Annotated in this window: 17 protein-coding genes; 6 read left to right on the top strand and 11 right to left on the bottom strand. The window is 71.1% G+C overall.

The genetic code is table 11. The features are described 5' to 3' along the window. Positions 1-25 precede the first annotated feature (25 nt). From QSK32_RS28970 to QSK32_RS28960, 3 genes are read left to right on the top strand one after another with little or no spacing between them, the layout of a single operon-like run. Positions 26-1,333 carry a choice-of-anchor B family protein gene (locus tag QSK32_RS28970; protein ID WP_052720938.1) on the top strand — a complete coding sequence of 436 codons (1,308 nt, stop codon included), beginning with the start codon at positions 26-28 and terminating at the stop codon, positions 1,331-1,333. Positions 1,334-1,380: 47 nt separating this feature from the next. Continuing rightward, positions 1,381-2,175 (top strand): DUF8832 domain-containing protein, encoded by a 795-nt coding sequence (locus QSK32_RS28965; RefSeq protein WP_285473704.1) that lies wholly within the window; start codon positions 1,381-1,383, stop codon positions 2,173-2,175. Continuing rightward, positions 2,172-2,429 carry a hypothetical protein gene (locus tag QSK32_RS28960; RefSeq protein WP_285473703.1) on the top strand — a complete coding sequence of 86 codons (258 nt, stop codon included), beginning with the start codon at positions 2,172-2,174 and terminating at the stop codon, positions 2,427-2,429. The genes QSK32_RS28965 and QSK32_RS28960 overlap by 4 nt, the downstream gene beginning before the upstream one ends. Before the next feature lie 48 nt (positions 2,430-2,477). Here QSK32_RS28960 and QSK32_RS28955 read toward each other — a convergent pair whose 3' ends face one another. From QSK32_RS28955 to QSK32_RS28930, 6 genes are all read right to left on the bottom strand, one after another. Beyond that, on the bottom strand, positions 2,478-3,716 hold the full coding sequence (locus QSK32_RS28955; protein WP_285473702.1) for a cytochrome P450: 1,239 nt from the start codon (positions 3,714-3,716) through the stop codon (positions 2,478-2,480). A gap of 2 nt (positions 3,717-3,718) precedes the next feature. Beyond that, the gene (locus QSK32_RS28950; RefSeq protein WP_285473701.1) at positions 3,719-4,573 is read right to left on the bottom strand and encodes an ABC transporter permease; all 855 of its coding nucleotides are present in this window, start codon (positions 4,571-4,573) and stop codon (positions 3,719-3,721) included. Then, complete coding sequence (locus QSK32_RS28945; protein ID WP_285473700.1) at positions 4,570-5,595, bottom strand: ABC transporter permease; 1,026 nt, start codon at positions 5,593-5,595, stop codon at positions 4,570-4,572. Before QSK32_RS28945 ends, QSK32_RS28950 begins: the two co-directional genes overlap by 4 nt. Next, positions 5,592-7,082, bottom strand: a complete 1,491-nt coding sequence (locus QSK32_RS28940) for an ABC transporter ATP-binding protein (RefSeq protein WP_285473699.1) — start codon at positions 7,080-7,082, stop codon at positions 5,592-5,594. The genes QSK32_RS28945 and QSK32_RS28940 overlap by 4 nt, the downstream gene beginning before the upstream one ends. Position 7,083: 1 nt before the next feature. Next, complete coding sequence (locus QSK32_RS28935; RefSeq protein WP_045745667.1) at positions 7,084-8,148, bottom strand: BMP family ABC transporter substrate-binding protein; 1,065 nt, start codon at positions 8,146-8,148, stop codon at positions 7,084-7,086. A gap of 70 nt (positions 8,149-8,218) precedes the next feature. Beyond that, complete coding sequence (locus QSK32_RS28930) at positions 8,219-9,181, bottom strand: helix-turn-helix transcriptional regulator (RefSeq protein WP_285473698.1); 963 nt, start codon at positions 9,179-9,181, stop codon at positions 8,219-8,221. A gap of 63 nt (positions 9,182-9,244) precedes the next feature. Between QSK32_RS28930 and QSK32_RS28925 the strand changes: the two genes are divergently transcribed. Then, the gene (locus QSK32_RS28925; RefSeq protein WP_245674170.1) at positions 9,245-10,183 is read left to right on the top strand and encodes an alpha/beta fold hydrolase; all 939 of its coding nucleotides are present in this window, start codon (positions 9,245-9,247) and stop codon (positions 10,181-10,183) included. Positions 10,184-10,213: 30 nt separating this feature from the next. Here the strand turns inward: QSK32_RS28925 and QSK32_RS28920 are convergent, their stop codons facing one another. The 3 genes from QSK32_RS28920 to QSK32_RS28910 form a co-directional block, all read right to left on the bottom strand. Next, on the bottom strand, positions 10,214-10,624 hold the full coding sequence (locus QSK32_RS28920) for a hypothetical protein (RefSeq protein WP_045745664.1): 411 nt from the start codon (positions 10,622-10,624) through the stop codon (positions 10,214-10,216). A gap of 87 nt (positions 10,625-10,711) precedes the next feature. Continuing rightward, complete coding sequence (locus QSK32_RS28915) at positions 10,712-10,891, bottom strand: hypothetical protein (protein ID WP_157411319.1); 180 nt, start codon at positions 10,889-10,891, stop codon at positions 10,712-10,714. A 36-nt stretch (positions 10,892-10,927) separates the two neighbouring features. Continuing rightward, entirely contained in the window at positions 10,928-11,203 is a 276-nt protein-coding gene (locus tag QSK32_RS28910; protein ID WP_285473697.1) for a hypothetical protein, read from the bottom strand. A gap of 244 nt (positions 11,204-11,447) precedes the next feature. Here QSK32_RS28910 and QSK32_RS28905 point away from each other — a divergent pair, with 244 nt between their 5' ends. Further along, positions 11,448-12,191, top strand: coding sequence for an SDR family NAD(P)-dependent oxidoreductase (locus QSK32_RS28905; protein ID WP_045745662.1), 744 nt, complete (start codon positions 11,448-11,450; stop codon positions 12,189-12,191). A 9-nt stretch (positions 12,192-12,200) separates the two neighbouring features. On the opposite strand, the gene QSK32_RS28900 is transcribed toward QSK32_RS28905, so the two are convergent. Further along, positions 12,201-13,130: an AraC family transcriptional regulator gene (locus QSK32_RS28900; protein ID WP_285473696.1), complete on the bottom strand. Its 930-nt coding sequence runs from the start codon at positions 13,128-13,130 to the stop codon at positions 12,201-12,203. Between the two features lie 231 nt (positions 13,131-13,361). Next, a complete protein-coding gene (locus QSK32_RS28895) occupies positions 13,362-14,195 on the bottom strand; it encodes a helix-turn-helix domain-containing protein (RefSeq protein ID WP_285473695.1) in 834 nt (277 codons plus the stop codon). Positions 14,196-14,295: 100 nt separating this feature from the next. Between QSK32_RS28895 and QSK32_RS28890 the strand changes: the two genes are divergently transcribed. After that, on the top strand, positions 14,296-15,660 hold the full coding sequence (locus tag QSK32_RS28890) for an amidohydrolase family protein (protein WP_285473694.1): 1,365 nt from the start codon (positions 14,296-14,298) through the stop codon (positions 15,658-15,660). Positions 15,661-15,665 lie beyond the last annotated feature (5 nt).

The raw sequence follows: 15,665 nt of genomic DNA, 5'->3' as shown, positions 1-15,665 counted from the left end.
GGTTCTCCTCGAAAGGGCGTTGACCATGCTCCGAGGCGTACGTCGCACGCTGCTCGCCGCCGCGACACTGCTGTTGTCGCTGGCCATCGCCGGGCCACCGGCCGGCGCCCACGATCCGGGATCCGCCGAGGGCAAGGCCGAGGAGCAGGAGCTGCTCCGGATCTACCAGCCCGCCTGGAAGAGCGGCGCCGCGATCGCCGACGCCACGGTGACCTGCACCGGCGGGTACGCCGGAAGCTACCCGTGCAAGAACGTCGACCTGCTCAGCTTCCTGCCGCAGTCGGCGCTGGGCGGCGGCAGCTCGTCGAGCATGTGGTACTGGTCGGACAGCTACAACAACAACGAGTACATCCTGTACTGCCGCTCCAACGGCGTCTCGTTCGTCAACGTCACCGATCCGAACAACCCGCGCTATCTGGGCAACCTGCCGTCCGCGAACGGGGTCAGCTCGTCCTGGTGCGACATCCGGACGTACAAGAACTACGCGTACATCGGCAAGGACTCGGTCTCGCACGGCATCCAGATCTTCGACCTGACGAAGCTGCGCAACGTCACCACCACGCAGACGTTCACCGCCGCCGCCCGGTTCACCGGCCTCACCAACAGCCACACGCTCTGGATCAACCAGCAGACCGGCTTCCTGTACGTCTCCGGGGCCAACACCTGCAGCAAGGGCCTCACCATCTACGACATCAAGACGCCGCTCACGCTCACCCAGGCGGCCTGCTACACCGGGGCGGTCTACTCGCACGAGTCGATCGTGGTCAACTACACCGGCCCGGACACCCGCTACACCGGCCGGGAGATCGCGTTCAACTTCACCGGCCAGGGCAAGACCCTGCAGATCCTGGACGTGACGGACAAGTCCGCGATCAAGCTGCTGTCCAGCGGCACCCACCCGGGCGCCAGCTTCGTCCACCAGGGCTTCGCCAGCAGCGACTACAAGTACATGATCGTCAACGACGAGACGATCAGCACCGCGAGCGGCAGCCCCGACTTCGTCTACGACATCCAGAAGCTGGACGCCATCAAGTACGTCGGCCGGGACAACGGCACCCGCGGCACCTTCGTCAACCACAACGGCTACACCGTCGGCAACCGCCACTTCCAGGCGTCCTACCGCGGCGGCCTGCGGATTCTCGACACCACCAACGTCGCGTCGGCCAGCCTGCCCGAGGTCGGCTACTTCGACGTCGACCCGTCCTCCAACTCCAGCGGCTACAGCGGGAGCTGGATGGCGCTGCCGTACCTGAAGAACGGGGTGGTAGCCGTACAGAGCATCGGTGTGGGTCTCTTCCTGGTGAAGCCCACCGGCACCGCGGCCGTCAGCTGACCGCCCGGCCAACCGGCACGGACCGTCACCGCCGCCTGACAGCGGCGGTGACGCTGGCCGGTTTCCTCGGAGCCGCGTGGCTGTTCCTGGACAGCCGCGCCCCGGCCGCGCCGCCGGCTCCCGCCCCGTCACCCTCGGTGGTCGCCTATAACAGCGACGGCCTGTCCGACACCTACGACGGCTTCCACGTGGAGGCGCTGTCCCTGCCGGGCGGCCGCGGACCCGGCACCGTGTCCCTGCAGGTCACCGGCCCGACCGCCGACTTCCAGATCGTGCACACCAAACCCATGCACATGTACGTCCTCCGCGACGATCTGTCCGGCTATCAGCACCTGCATCCGACCCTGGCGGACGGCGCGTGGACGGCCCCGGTGACGATCACCGACGGCGGCGCGTACCGGGTCTACATCGAGTTCACCCCGGTCGGCCGCCCCACCACCGCCGACCCGACGGTGCTCGGCGTCCCGTTCGTCATCCCCGGCGACACCAGCATGATCCCGGTTCCCGCCCCGTCCGCGGACGCGTCCTCCGGGGAGTACACGGTCCGCCGCCTCGACGGCACGAGGGATCTGACCTCGGGCACCCAGACCGCACTGCAGTTCCAGGTGCTCCGGGACGGCGAGCCCGCGGTGCTGGAACCGTACCTGGGGGCGTTCGCGCATCTGTCCAACTTCGAGGTCCGCACCCAGGCCTTGATGCATCTGCACCCGCTTCCGTCGTCGTCGACGGGGCAGCTGGCCTTCCACGCCGCCTTCGCCGAGCGCGGCGACAAACGGATGTTCCTCCAGTTCATGGCCGGCGGCGAACTGCACGAGGTGGCGTTCACGGTGTTCACGACGTGATCACCACCGTCAACCGAGACGGCAGTCCCGCCGCGACCCCGGCGTACACGCAAAGGGTTGAAGAGACCGGGGCGGAGATCGTCACGGTGTCGTCCACCCTGGAGAACCGCGGGAACACGCGGACGCCGCAGATGCACGGCCGGGAGTTCGCCCGCGCGATGAGCGTGATGCTCGACGAGACGAGGGCCATGCTGCGGCAGCTGGAGGACTTCGAGCGGCCCGACCTCGTGGTACACGACGGGACGATGTGCTGATGGGGGCGGGACTCTTCCCGGCCGTACGGGACGGTGGGGAAGCACTGCTCACCACCGCAGGGCGAGCTCCAGGGGTCCGCGGACGTTGACGGAGTTGCGGATCGGCACGGTGGCGCCCGGGGCCAGCGACAGGCCCGGGAGGCGGGCCGTCAGGACTTCGAGGGCGATGCGGGCCTGAGCCCGGGCCGGCCCCGCGCCGACGCAGGTGTGGATGCCGGCGCCGAAGGCGAGGTGCCGGGCCGGGCGGCGGGTCACGTCGAAGCGGGCGGGCTCGGGGTAGCGGTCCTCGTCGTGGCCGGCGGAGGCGAAGAGCAGCATGAGGTCGGCACCGGCGGGGATGTCGACGCCGGCGAGCACGGCGTCGCTGGTGGCGTGGCGGAACATCGCGGGGATCGGCGCTTCGTAGCGGAGCGTCTCCTCGACGGCCTGCGGGATCAGCGAAGGGTCGCGGAGCAGCAGCTCCCACTGCTCGGGGTGGGCGGTCAGCAGGCGCAGGGCGCTGCCGATCAGGTCGGCGGTGGTGATGTGGCTCGCGCCGAACGTGCTGCACAGCGACGTGACCACCTCGGCCTCCTGGTCGTACGACAAATCCTCCCCAGGAGCGACCCCAGGGGCGAAGGCCGCGGTGACGTCGCTGATCAGGTCGCCCGCCGGGGCCGTGTGGCGACGGCGCACGTACTCGGCGACCAGGTTCTTGAAGCGGACGACGGTCTCGCCGATCTGGAGTTCCTGCTCGACCGTGAGGTCGACGCTGCCCAGGGAGAACTGGGCCTCGCTGCCTTCCTTGACCACCGGGATGTCGTCGGGGGCGAAGCCGAACAGGGCGGCGGCGGTCTGGACCGGCAGCGGCGCGGAGAAGCGGGCGACCAGGTCGGCGCTGCCGTCGTCGATGAACGCGTCCACGAGCGCTTCGGCGCGCGTACGGATGGCTGGTTCGAGGTTTTTGAGTCGGCCGGTCGTCGTGAGGTGCTTGGTGTAGGGCTGGCGGAGCCGGCGGTGCGCGGGGTCGTCGGTGGTGACGGCGTCGGGGGTCTGCGGGTAGCTGCGGGACAGCACCGCGATCGTCGACGGGTAGGGGGCTTTGATGCCGCGCAGGCTGTTGACCGACGAGAAGACGGCCGGGTTCTTGAGGACCGCGTCGATCTCGGCGAAGCGGGTGAGGACGTAGGCGTCGAGGCGCGGCGAGTAGAAGACCGGCTCTTTGTGCCGGGCCTCGGCGTAGAAGGGGTACGGGTCCGCGGCGTGGGCTCCGAGCGGGTCGTAGCTCTCGGCGAGTGCGCTGGGCATGGTCAGGGCTCCTGTCGGACGAAGGGCTTTCCGAGGGCGCGGGGCCGGCGTTGCCGGGTGGCGAAGAGCAGCATTGCGAGCAGAGCCAGCAGGTACGGGGCGGCGATGAGCAGTTGCGAGTTCAGGGTCACGCCCAGCGCGGGCAGGGCGAGCCGCAACGCGTCGGCGAGGCCGAAGACCGCGCAGCCGACGAGGGTGCGGCCGAGGCGCCAGCCGCCGAAGATGACCGCGGCGATGACGAGGTAGCCGCGGCCGGCGGTCATGTTCTGGTTGAACGAGCCGACCTCCCCCACCGCGAGGTACGCGCCGCCGAGCCCGGCGAGGGCGCCGCACCAGAGCAGGGCCTGGCGGCGGCGCAGGCCGACCCGGATGCCGGTCATGTCGGCGGCGCGCGGGTTCTCGCCGACGGCGCGCAGTTCCAGGCCCCATCGGCTGCGTTCGACCAGCCACCAGGTCAGCAGGATGATGCCGGGCAGCAGGAGCAGCGGCCAGCGCTGGGGCGGGCGGCTGCCGAACGTGGTGCCGGCGATCAGGAAACTGGTCAGGCCGAGTACGAGCGCGTTGAGGACCAGACCGACGACGAACGTGTCGATCGTGAGGCGGTGGGCGAGGTTGCCGTGGATCAGGCCGGTCAGCGCGCCGGTCAGCACGCCGGCGGCCAGGCCGGTGGTGACGCTGCCCGTGGCGCCGGCGACGGCTACCGAGCTGAAGGCCGCGCCGAGCATCATGGCCTCGACGGAGATGTTGAGGGTGCCGGCGCGTTCGGCGAGATACTCGCCGCAGGCGGCGAACGCGAGCGGGGCCGTGAGGCGCAGGCCGCTGGCCAGAACGGTTCCGAGGTCGTCGAGGAGATTCATGCGACGGCCGGCCTTCCCCAGCGGGCCCGCGGGGCGACGAAAGCGAGAACCAGCAACGCTTTGACGATGTCGGCGAGGTAGTACGGGACGCCGGTGGCCGCGAGGAAGCTGCCACCCGAGCGCAGCACGGCGAACAGCAGCGCGACGGGGATCGCGAGCAGCGGCCGGTTGCGGGCGATCAGGGCGACGAGCAGGCCGTCCCAGCCGAGGCCGAGGGAGCCGCCGGGCTGGAGCCGGTTGGTGCTGAGCGGGCTGGTCAGCAGCACGGCACCGGCGAGTCCGGCGAGGGCGCCGGAAATGGCGAGGGCGGAACCGGTCACCACCGTGACGCGTACGCCGGAATGCGCCGCGGCCGTGGGATTGAGACCCAGCATGGTGACCCGGAAACCCCATCTCGTCCGCGTGAGGAGCACGGCGACGGAGACGGCCGCCGCGACGGCGATCAGCAGACCCGTGTTGAGCTGCAGTCCCGGGTAGCCGCCCAGTGAGCCGAGCAGCGCGCCGGGCGGGAGCTTGTTCGTCTGCGGCAGTACGGTCGCCCGGCCGAGGCGCGACTCCTGCAGCAGCCACGGCGTGTTGACCGCGAGCGCGACGACCTGCTGGGCGACGAACGTCATCAGCAGCGTGCTGACCACGATGTCGACGCCGCGCAGCCGATGCATGAGGGCGCTGAGCCACGCCCAGAGGCCCGCCGCCAGCGCGCCCGCCAGCAGGACGACGGCGATCAGCGCGGGGCCGGGCAGGGCGAGGCGCAGCCCGGCGGCGGCACCGGCGAGGGCACCGATGAGCACCTGACCTTCTTGACCGATGTTGAACACGCCGGCGGAGGCGCTGACGCAGGCGCCGGCGGCGATGAGCAGCAGCGGGGCCGCGTACAGCAGCGTCACGCTGATCGCTGTCGCGTCGGCCACGCTGCCGCGTACGAGAGCCTGCATCGCCTCGCCCGGGGAGCCGCCGGTGGCGACGATGAGCAGGGCCGACATCAGCAGGGCCAGGGCAGACCAGGCAGCGGTACGCGTCACCCGGCGCCTCCCCCGACGAGCATCCCCAGCTGTTCGGGGGTGGCTTCGGCGGCGCGCAGCTCCCCCGCGACGCGCCCGGAGGCGATCACCAGCACCCGGTCGGCGAGCCCGAGCACTTCCTCGATCTCGGTGGAGATGAGCAGCACTGCCATGCCGTCGTGTGCGCATCGGCGCAGGCGCTCGTGGAGGTCCTCGGCGGCGCCGACGTCGAGGCCCTGGGTGAGCTGGGCGAGGACCAGGACGCGCGGGTCGCCGGAGAGTTCGCGGGCGAGGACGACGCGCTGCTGATTGCCGCCGGAGAGGCTGCTCAGCGGCGCGTCGAGGGAGGCTGCGACGACGCCGAACTCCGCGGCGAGCTCGCGGGCGCGGCGGCGCAGGCGGCGGCGGTCGAGCCAGACGCGCGTACCGAGATCCTTCATGGTCAGGTTGGCGGCGACGCTCATGGCGGGGACGACGGCGGCCCGGTGCCGGTCCTCGGGGACGATGCCGAGGCCGGCGGCGTGCAGGGCGCCGGGTCTGCGCAGGTCGACGGGGATACCGCCGACCTCGATGGTGCCGGCGTCCGGGGTGACGAGGCCGCAGAGGACGTCGCCGAGCTGCGCCTGGCCGTTGCCCTCGGCGCCGTAGAGGCCGGCGATCTCCCCCGGGCGTACCTCGAGGTCGATTCCGGTCAGGCCGGGGGCGGTCAGGCCGCGGATCCGCAGCGCGGGATCGCCCTGGGCTTTCTCCGGGGCGTGGGGCGCGGCGGGGATCAGGCCGATCGCGGCGGCGTCGGCGACCTCGCGGCCGACCATCTGGCGGGCCAGCTCGGCTACGTCCGTCGCGGCGGTCGCGCTGCGGAAGACCACGCGGCCGCGGCGCAGCACGGTGACCCGGTCGGTGGCGGCGGTGATCTCGGTCAGCTTGTGGCTGATCAGCACGACCGCGCGGCCCTCGGAGCGGACCACCCGGCGCAGCACGGCGAAGAGCTCGGCCGACTCGGCGCGGGTCAGCACCGAGGTCGGCTCGTCGAGGATCAGCACCGCCGGGTCGCGGCGCAGGCACTTGATCAGCTCGACGCGCTGCCGCTCGCCGGCCGACAGTGACGCGACCACCGCCAGCGGATCGACAGGCAGCCCGTACCGCTGACTCATCTCGTGGATCTCCGCACAGGCTCGGGAGCGCCGGATCCGGCCGGTGTCACCGAGGATGACGTTCTCCCACACCGTCAGCGGCTCGACGAGGCTGAAATGCTGGTGCACCATGCCGATCCCGAGCGCCACGGCCTCGCGCGGGCTGCCGGCGGTGACCGGGCGGCCGTCGCGGAGGATCGTGCCCGCATCGCGGGTCTCCAGGCCGAGCAGGATGCGCATCAGTGTCGACTTGCCCGCGCCGTTCTCGCCCAGCAAGCCGTGGATCTCGCCACGCTCGACGTCGAGATCCACGGCTTCGCAGGCGACGACCGCGCCGTACCGCTTCGTGATGCCCCGCAGCGTGAGCGCGCTCATGTCAGTCGCCGAGCTTCTTCACTTCCGCCGCCGGATCGATCCTCTTGGCGCCGATGTCGGCGATGAACGCGGCCAGCTTCGCGTTCTGCTCGGGCGTGCCGTGACACAACTTCACCGTCGGGTACGGGTCGACGCCCAGCTGCCAGACCTTCGTGACACCCATCCGCAGCTGCCCCGCGGCGAACAGCGTCAGCGCGGCCTCGAAGTAGTCGCCCGGGTCGAACAGCACCGACACGTCGAACGCCGGATTCGTGGAGTCGCAACGGTCGGTGCCGGGCGTCAATGTGATCAGCTTCTTCTCGTTGGCGAGTGCCGTCGCCGCGTCGGTGGCGCCGCCCAGATACGGGTAGAGCGCGCCGACGCCCTGGCTGATCTGCGCGTTCGCCGCCTCGCGCGCCTTGCCGGAGTCGTTGAAATCCCCGGTGTACGTGGTCACGAGCGTCGCCTCGGGGATGGTCTCGCGGATCCCGGCCTGGAACGCGGTCGCAGCCACGACGGTGAAGTCAGCCTCGGGCCCGGTGACGAAGCCGGCCTTCGTGGTGCCCTTCTCCCGCATGAGCAGCCCGGCGGCGTACCCGGCGACGAGCATCGACTGGTTCGGGTCGTCGCTGGACAGCGTGATCTCGGGGGTCTGCGTGACGTTCGCGGACGAGGGCACGTACCAGGCGGTCTTCTGGCAGACCGCCTCGGTGGAGGCGGGGATCGCGTCCTTGAGCTCAGTGGCCCCGATCGCGACCATGTCGACCTTCTGCTGGCAGAGCGCGCGGGCGGCGCTGAGCGCCTCGGCGACGGGGACGCTGCCCCGCTTGATCACCTGCCAGCCCTGCTTCGTGGCGAACGCCTCGGCCTTGACGACGAAGCTCTCGTAGTAGCCGTTGTCGTTGATGTCGCCGGGGCTCAGCACCCCGATGACGACCTTGCCGTCACCGTTGACGTCGGGCTCGCCCGGTGGGAGCGTCCCCGCTTCGTTGTCTCCCGGGGACGCTTCCGGAGTCGCGGTGGCGTCGTTGCTGACGCAGGCGGTGAGCAGGAGGAGGCCGGCGGCGGCGAGGATCGCTCTCTTCACCCGCCCAGTAAACTCACAGCTATCGATTTCGTAAAGGTCTGTCCGATGCGGATACCCGTCGATGAATCGGTCACGCCGTCCCCGTCGGTCCGTAGCGCTCGAGGAGAGCGTCGCCGATCGCCGCCAGATGACGCCGCACCGATGGCGGACCGGTCACCTCGACCCATGTCACCAGCGCGGCGAGCTCACCGGCGAGGACAAGGTCGTCGCCGCCACGGATCACGACCTCGATGCGGCCGTCGGCCGTCGGGCCTCCCACCTCGAGCCGGGAGCCGAACGCCCTCCGGAGCACGACGATCCCGTCCGGTCTGCACACCGCCCGGGCCTCCCGGGGCGTCCGCCTGCGGTCGATCTCGTCCGCGATCACGCGCCAGCTCTCGGCGAGGTCGAAGTCCTCGGGCCGGCGTACGGGGTCGCCGGTCGGGTCGGCGGATGCCACCCGGTCGATCCGGAAGGTCCGCCGGCCGGCCTCGGTGTCGGCGACGAGGTACCACGACGGGCCCTTCGCGACGACGCCCAGCGGGTGGACGGTCCGCTCGGTGCCGCCGCCGTCCCGGTCGACGTAGCCGAGCCGCACCTGCACGCCGCGGATCACCGCGTCCTGGAGCGCGTCGAGAAACCGCGGCGGCCGTGGCGTGACCCGGTTCGCATCCCAGCCCCGCGGATCCGTGACGAGCGACGACGCTGCCGCCTCGGCCTGTGCCCGGAACGGTTCCGGCACCGCGCGGACCAGCTTGCGCAGCGCCGCTTTCACGGCCGGAGTGGCGGCCGAGGCCGGGCCCGCGACCAGGAACAGGGCGCGGACCTCACTCGCGGTCAAGCCGGACAGGTCGGTGCGGGCGCCGCCCACCAGCCGCCAGCCGCCGCCCCGGCCCTGCACGGAATACACCGGCACGCCGGCCACGCCCAGCGCGTCGAGGTCGCGGCGCGCGGTGCGCTCGGAGATCTCCAGCTCGACGGCGACCTCCGCCGCCGTCACCTGGTCGCGGCGTTGCAGCAGAAGGAGGATGGCCATCAGCCTGTCGGCGCGCATTCCGGCAACGGTTCCACAGAAACCGGTCAGGAGATGACCTGTTTCGGTCCGCAGTATGCCGGTATGACAACCGACTTTCCCCGGCCTGCCCTCGTCCCGGTCAACGGCGTACACCTCGAGGTCTTCGAAGCCGGCCGGGAGCATGCGGGAAACCCCATCGTGCTCTGCCACGGCTGGCCGGAGCACGCCTTCTCCTGGCGTCATCAGATGCCCGCGCTCGCGGCGGCGGGTTACCACGTGATCGTTCCGAACCAGCGCGGCTACGGCAACTCGTCCCGCCCGGCCGACGTCGACGGCTACGACCTCGCACACCTGTCGGGTGATCTGGTCGCGCTGCTCGATCATTACGGGTACGAGGACGCCACCTTCGTGGGTCACGACTGGGGCGCGGCAGTCGTCTGGGGCCTGGCCATGCTGCACCCGAGCCGCGTCAACGGCGTGATCAACCTGAGCCTGCCGTACCTCGAACGCGGCGAGAGGCCCTGGATCGAGTCCATGGAGGAGATGCTCGGCGGCGACTTCTACTTCGTGCACTTCAACCGGCAGCCGGGAGTCGCGGACGCCGTGTTCGAGGAGAACCCGGCCCGGTTCCTGCGGAACATGTACCGGAAGAACATGCCCCGCACCGAGCCGCAGCCGGGCAACATGATGATCGACATCGCCCGCGCGGACACCCCGCCCGGCGAGCCCGTCATGAGCGAGCATGACCTGGCCGTCTTCGTCGCCGCCTTCGAGACATCGGGGTTCACCGGCGGCATCAACTGGTACCGGAACCTGGACCGCAACTGGCACCTGCTGGCCGACGTCGATCCGATCGTCCGGCAACCCGCCCTCATGATCTACGGCGACCGTGACACGGTCGCCCGGTCCCCGAGGCTGCCGGAATTCGTCCCGAACGTGGAGGTGGCCGGCCTGGACTGTGGTCACTGGATCCAGCAGGAGAAGCCGGAGGAGACGAACCAGGCGATCCTCAGCTGGCTGCGCCAGAGGCGCGCCGCCTAGGGTCCACTTGCGTCAGCAACTCACCTCCCGTCAACCGATGCGGGGTGCACGCCGGTTTCGGAGACCGAACATGATCGCGGAGACCGCCCCCGACGCCGCGCCCAGTCCAACGAGCAGCGTGACCGCGCCGATCAGGAACAGACCGGACTCGGCATTGCCGGCCGCGCCCACAGTCCAGACGGTGGTGAAACCGACGGTCAGAGCTGCCGCCGCGACCACCTCCATCGTCCCGAACCACACCGAGCCGAGCAGAACGATCAGCAGCGTCACCGCGCACCCGGCGACCTGCCATGCCTCGTACGGGCCGCTGTACGAGGAGGTCACCGGATCGAAGTCGTACTGGGTGTCCCAGCCCAACCAGGCATACCAGGTCGCGGCAGCGAGCAGAGCCACCAGCACAGCGGCTGCGACCTGGAAAAGGGGACCGCGTTTGGTCGACATGAAGATCTCCTTGACAACGTTTCGATTGACGGCCGCCAGCGGGACTCCGGCGACCCGGTAAGCCGCTGCACACGGCGCTGCCGGCTATTACATGGGGATGGTGATGGCGCTTTCATCCGCCAGGACACCGCCGACGAAGCTGAGGCGCCACAGATCCGGGCCGTCGACACCGGCCTTGCGCATGTTGATTCCTCCATCGTGGCGGGCTGTGCCGACAACGATGCCTGAGGCCGGCAAACGAGTCGTCAGCCCTTCGTCATAACGCATGCGGACCCGCTGTCAACGAAAGTCACGACGGCCCTTTCACGCATCCCGGCCCTCGCCGGTCCGGACCGGCGGACCGGCGAGTGAAGCGGGACGCTCAGAGGCGGTGCAACCACGTGTAGAGCTCGGTGGGCAGCTCGGCGCCCAGGCGCTCCGCGACTCGCGGGTCGCGTCCACCCAGTCGCCGGCCAGCAGCAGGCCGATCGGGATGATCTCGGGCGTCTCGTCCGCGGCCCGGGCCGGTGCGGCGATGCTGATGGCGGCCGTGCAGGCCAGAGCCGTGGCGGCGAGGGCGTTGGCTACTCGGAACATCACCGGCGGCCCTCCAGGCTATCGATGATCTTTGATCACAGACTGCCGGTTGATCGGCGGAAATCAAGGGGCGGGCGTGCTCTCCGCGGAGGACCGTCGTGTGCCGGCCGATCATCACAGACTCCAGTCGCTGTTCTCTGCGCCCTGGGGCAAGCGCTGTGCGCCGCAGCGAAAGACCGCCCGCGCGCCGGCCCGGAGTATCGACCGGGTACCAGGTGGCACGGATTTCACGAGGAGTGAGTGGGTCTTGAGCGAGAAGATTCTGTCGGGCAAGGTGGCGCTGGTGACCGGGGGCAGCCGGGGGATCGGCGCGGCGACGGCCCGGCGGCTGGCCACGCTGGGCGCGGATGTGGTCATCACCTATGTCGCGCAGGCGGAGAAGGCGAAGACGCTGGTCGAGGAACTGCGGTCGCTGGGTGTGCGCGCCGAGGCCATCCAGGCCGATCAGGCTGACCGTGCCCAGGTGACGGCCATGGTGGACGCGGTCGCGCAGCAGTTCGCCCGGATCGACATCCTGGTCAACAGCGCCGGCGTCTTCCGGGCCGGGGAGATCACCGATGTGGTACGCGACGAGCAGCTCGCGATCAACGTGACCGGTGTCGCCGACACGACCTACCGGGCTGTGCGGCACATGGGTGAGGGTGGCCGGATCGTGAACCTGTCGTCCGGGCTCGCCAGCAAGACGTTCGCGGCGGGCATGTCCGACTATGCGGCGACGAAGGCAGCGGTCACGGCGTACACCCGTGGGTGGGCCCAGGATTTCGCGGCGCGCGGGATCAACGTCAACGTGATCGAGTGCGGCATCATCGACACCGACATGGCCATGGCGAAGGATTCCGACGGTGGCCGGTTCATGCTGCAGGCGGTCATCCCGATGCACCGTTACGCCGAGGCCGACGAGGTCGCCGGTGCGGTGGCGTTCCTCGCCGGGCCGGACGCCGCGTACATCACCGGCAGCGTCCTCCGGGTCGACGGCGGCGCGCTCGCCTGACGCCCTGGCTCAAAGGCCGTCGCCGCGGGTCTCGCGGGGCGTGACGCCGAACTCGCGGCGGTAGGCGGTGGCGAACGACGCGTGGCTGGCGAACCCGGACGCGTACGCGACCTGGGCGATCGACCGGGTGTCCCAGGCCGGGCTGGCCAGCCGGGTCCTGGCCAGCCGTAGCCGCTCGGAGCGGATCAGGTCGCGGGAGGTGGTGCCGGCGGCCTGGAGCACGTCCTGCAGGTATCGCGCCGACCAGCCCAGAGCCCGGGCGATGCCGGTGACGGAGAGGCCGGGGTCGGCAGCGTGACGGCGGACGTACTGCCGCACCTGCGCCTCGACCTCTCGTCGCCGGGCGGCCGGTGCCGAGTCGCCGCCGCCGTCGGCGGCCAGGCAGAGCAGGTCGAGCACCTGGTCGCAGGCGATGTCGAAGGTCGCCTCGGAGAGGTGTTCCCGTTCCTCCTGGAGGGTGAGCACCGTCTGCCGGATCAGTCGGCCGAGACCGGCGGTGCCGTCGAGGACCTGCGGGTCCCGGGCCGCGGCCGGGTTACGGCGGTGGATCGCCTCGCCGGGGACGAGCAGCGCGACCGACTGGAACTCCTCGCCGTGGCTGAAGGTCACCGGGCGGTCCACGTCGCACAGCGCGAGACTGCCGGGCCGGATCTCGCCGGCGGACGGGCCCTGCTCCACCCGGGCACTCCCGGCCGTCGGCACCAGCAGTTCGACGACGCCGCGCGGGTCTTTCCGGATGTGCCGCGGCTCGCGGACGAACTCCTCGCGGACGTTGCCGCAGAGCGCGATGCCGTACGACCGTGATCGCTGCCATTCCAGCAGACCCGCCCACGGGCCGGCGTCGGTGAGCGTGACCCGGCTGTCGCCGTGCAGGTCGATGAACTCCTCCCGCCAGGCGTGGGGCGTCGGTATCGAACCGCGCTCGTTCCAGCGATACATGCCGGTACGGTATCCAGCCCCCGCTACGGGAGATCGCGGGGAGCTGTCGGGCTGCCTCGCGGCGCCGCGGCTCCCGCACCACCCGTCCGGGTTACCCGATTGCTCTCGGCCGGTCGGCCGTGATGAGGTTCCCGCGTCGACAGAGCCGTCCGGGTTCCGCCACGCCGCGTTCCAGGACCATCTGGCGGCGGGAGGCAGCGCCCGGGCACGGTGAACCGCGGGCCGCGGGCGTCAGGCGCCGCCGGTGGAACGGCCTGCCGGGGTCAGCATGCCGAGCAGGCGGACGGCGTCGGCGGACGGGCTGTCCGGGGCCGGGCGGTAGACGAGGAGTTGCTGGCCGGACGAGCCGCGGACGTCGAACGCCCGGTAGGTCAGCGTCAGCGTGCCGACCGCGCTGTGCCGGAAGGTCTTGGCCTCGTACGTTTTACCGCGCACGTCCTGCCGCGCCCACAACAGCCGGAACTCGTCGTCGGCCGCCGCCAGCTCCTCCACCAGCGCGACGGTCCGCCGGTCACCGGTGTCGTGGCCGAGGGCCAGGCGCAGGTGGGCGACGCAGGACTCGGCGGCCCGGGGCCACTCGGCGAAGAAGGTGCGCCCGGCCGGGTCGAGGAACGTCATGCGGGCCAGGTTGGACGTGTCGGCGAAGTCGGCGTGGAGCGCGTCGGCGATCGTGTTGCGGGCGAGCACGTCGAGCCGCCGGTTGACCACGAGGGCGGGCAGGTGCGGCCACTCGGCGAGCAGTTCCCGCAGGTCGTCGTCGACCCGGTCGGTGGCCGGGCCGCGGCCGTCCACCGGCATGCCGGCCAGGCGGAACAGGTGTTCGCGGGCGTCCGGGCCGAGGTCCAGGGCGCGGGCGACGGCGTCGAGCACCGAGGCCGACGGGGAACGTTCGCGGCCCTTCTCCAGCCGGGCGTAGTAGTCGGCGCTCACCCCGGCGAGGACGGCGACCTCCTCGCGGCGCAGCCCGGGCACCCGGCGGCGGCCGTGCGAGACCAGGCCCACGTCGTCGGGACCGAGCCGGGCGCGGCGGGCGGCCAGAAAGGCACCGAGATCTGTGACGGGCATGCGACCAGGCTAAACGCCGATTCCGTCGGTAGCCAGGGCGCGCTGCACCCCGGTCGGCCCCGCACTGGTTGCACCCGGCCGCGGCACCGACGGTGGGTGCATGACCGATCTCAGGAACATGCTCTTCTCCGGTGGCACCGTCGTCACCATGGATCCCGATCTCGGCGATCTGGGGCGCGGTGACGTGCTGATCAGCGGCGAGCGCATCGTGGCCGTCGGGCCGGACCTGCGTGATCATCCGCAGGCCCGCGGTGCGGAGCTCGTCGACACCACCGGCCGGATCGTCAGCCCCGGCTTCGTCGACACGCACCGGCACGCCTGGCAGGCTCAGCTGCGCCGCAGCATCCCCGACGTGACCGACCTCGGCGCGTACGTGATGAACACGCTCGCCGGCATCGCGCCCGCCTACCGGCCGCACGACATGTACGTGGGTACCCGGCTGGCGGCCCTGTCCGCGCTCGACGCCGGCATCACCACGATGCTCGACTTCTCGCACAACTCGCGCAGCGCCGCCCACTCCGACGCGGCGATCGAGGCGCTTGCCGGCACCGGCATTCGGGGCGTACACGCGTCGATGTCTCCGCACTTCGGTGTCTGGGACGAGCAGTGGCCGCAGGACGTGGAGCGGCTGCATGCGGCCCACACGACGGGGCTGCTCTCGGTCCGGTTGGCCACGCTGGCCACCGCGGAGATCTCCGGGCCGCGTCTGGCGTACGGGAAGGAACTCGCCGCCGTCGCCGATGATCTGGGGATCGGGGTGAGCGTCGACGCGGTGTTCGGCGCCGCCTCGTCCGCGGCGATCCTGGACTGGGCCCGGGACGGGCTCCTCGGCCCGCAGGTCACCCTGATCCACGCCACCGGCCTGACCGCGGACGCGTGGCGGGCGATCGGCGACACCGGCACGACCGTCTCGCTGGCCCCGACCTCGGACGCGCAGATCGGCCTGGAGACGGCGATCCCCGCCGTCGACGAGGCGCTGGCCGTGGGAGTCCGCCCCGGACTGAGCATCGACGTGGAGGTCGCCCTGGCCAGTGACATGTTCACCCAGATGCGGGCACTGCACGCGATCCAGCGGATGCGGGCGGTCAACGCCGCGTATGGCACGCAGGCCGAACCGCACCGGATCACCACCCGCGACGTCCTCGACTTCGCCACGCTGCAGGGTGCCCGCACCATCGGGCTGGGGGCGGTCACCGGTTCGCTGACCCCCGGCAAGCAGGCCGATCTGCTGGTCGTCGACGCCTGCGACATCAACACCATGCCGCTGAACGACGCCGTGGGCACGCTCGTGCTCGGCGCGGACCCGCGCAACATCGAGACGGTGCTGGTGGCCGGCGTGCTCCGCAAATCCGGGGGCCGCCTGATCGGCGTCGACGTGCCGGCCCTGCACGAGGAGGTGCTCGCCTCCCGTACCGCGATCCTGTCCGCAGCCGAATCAAATTCGGCGTCCGACCGGCAGAACTAGAATCC

The organism is Actinoplanes sp. NBRC 101535 (assembly GCF_030269225.1).
Lineage (GTDB): Bacteria > Actinomycetota > Actinomycetes > Mycobacteriales > Micromonosporaceae > Actinoplanes > Actinoplanes rectilineatus.
This window is presented reverse-complemented; position numbering and strand designations above follow the sequence as displayed.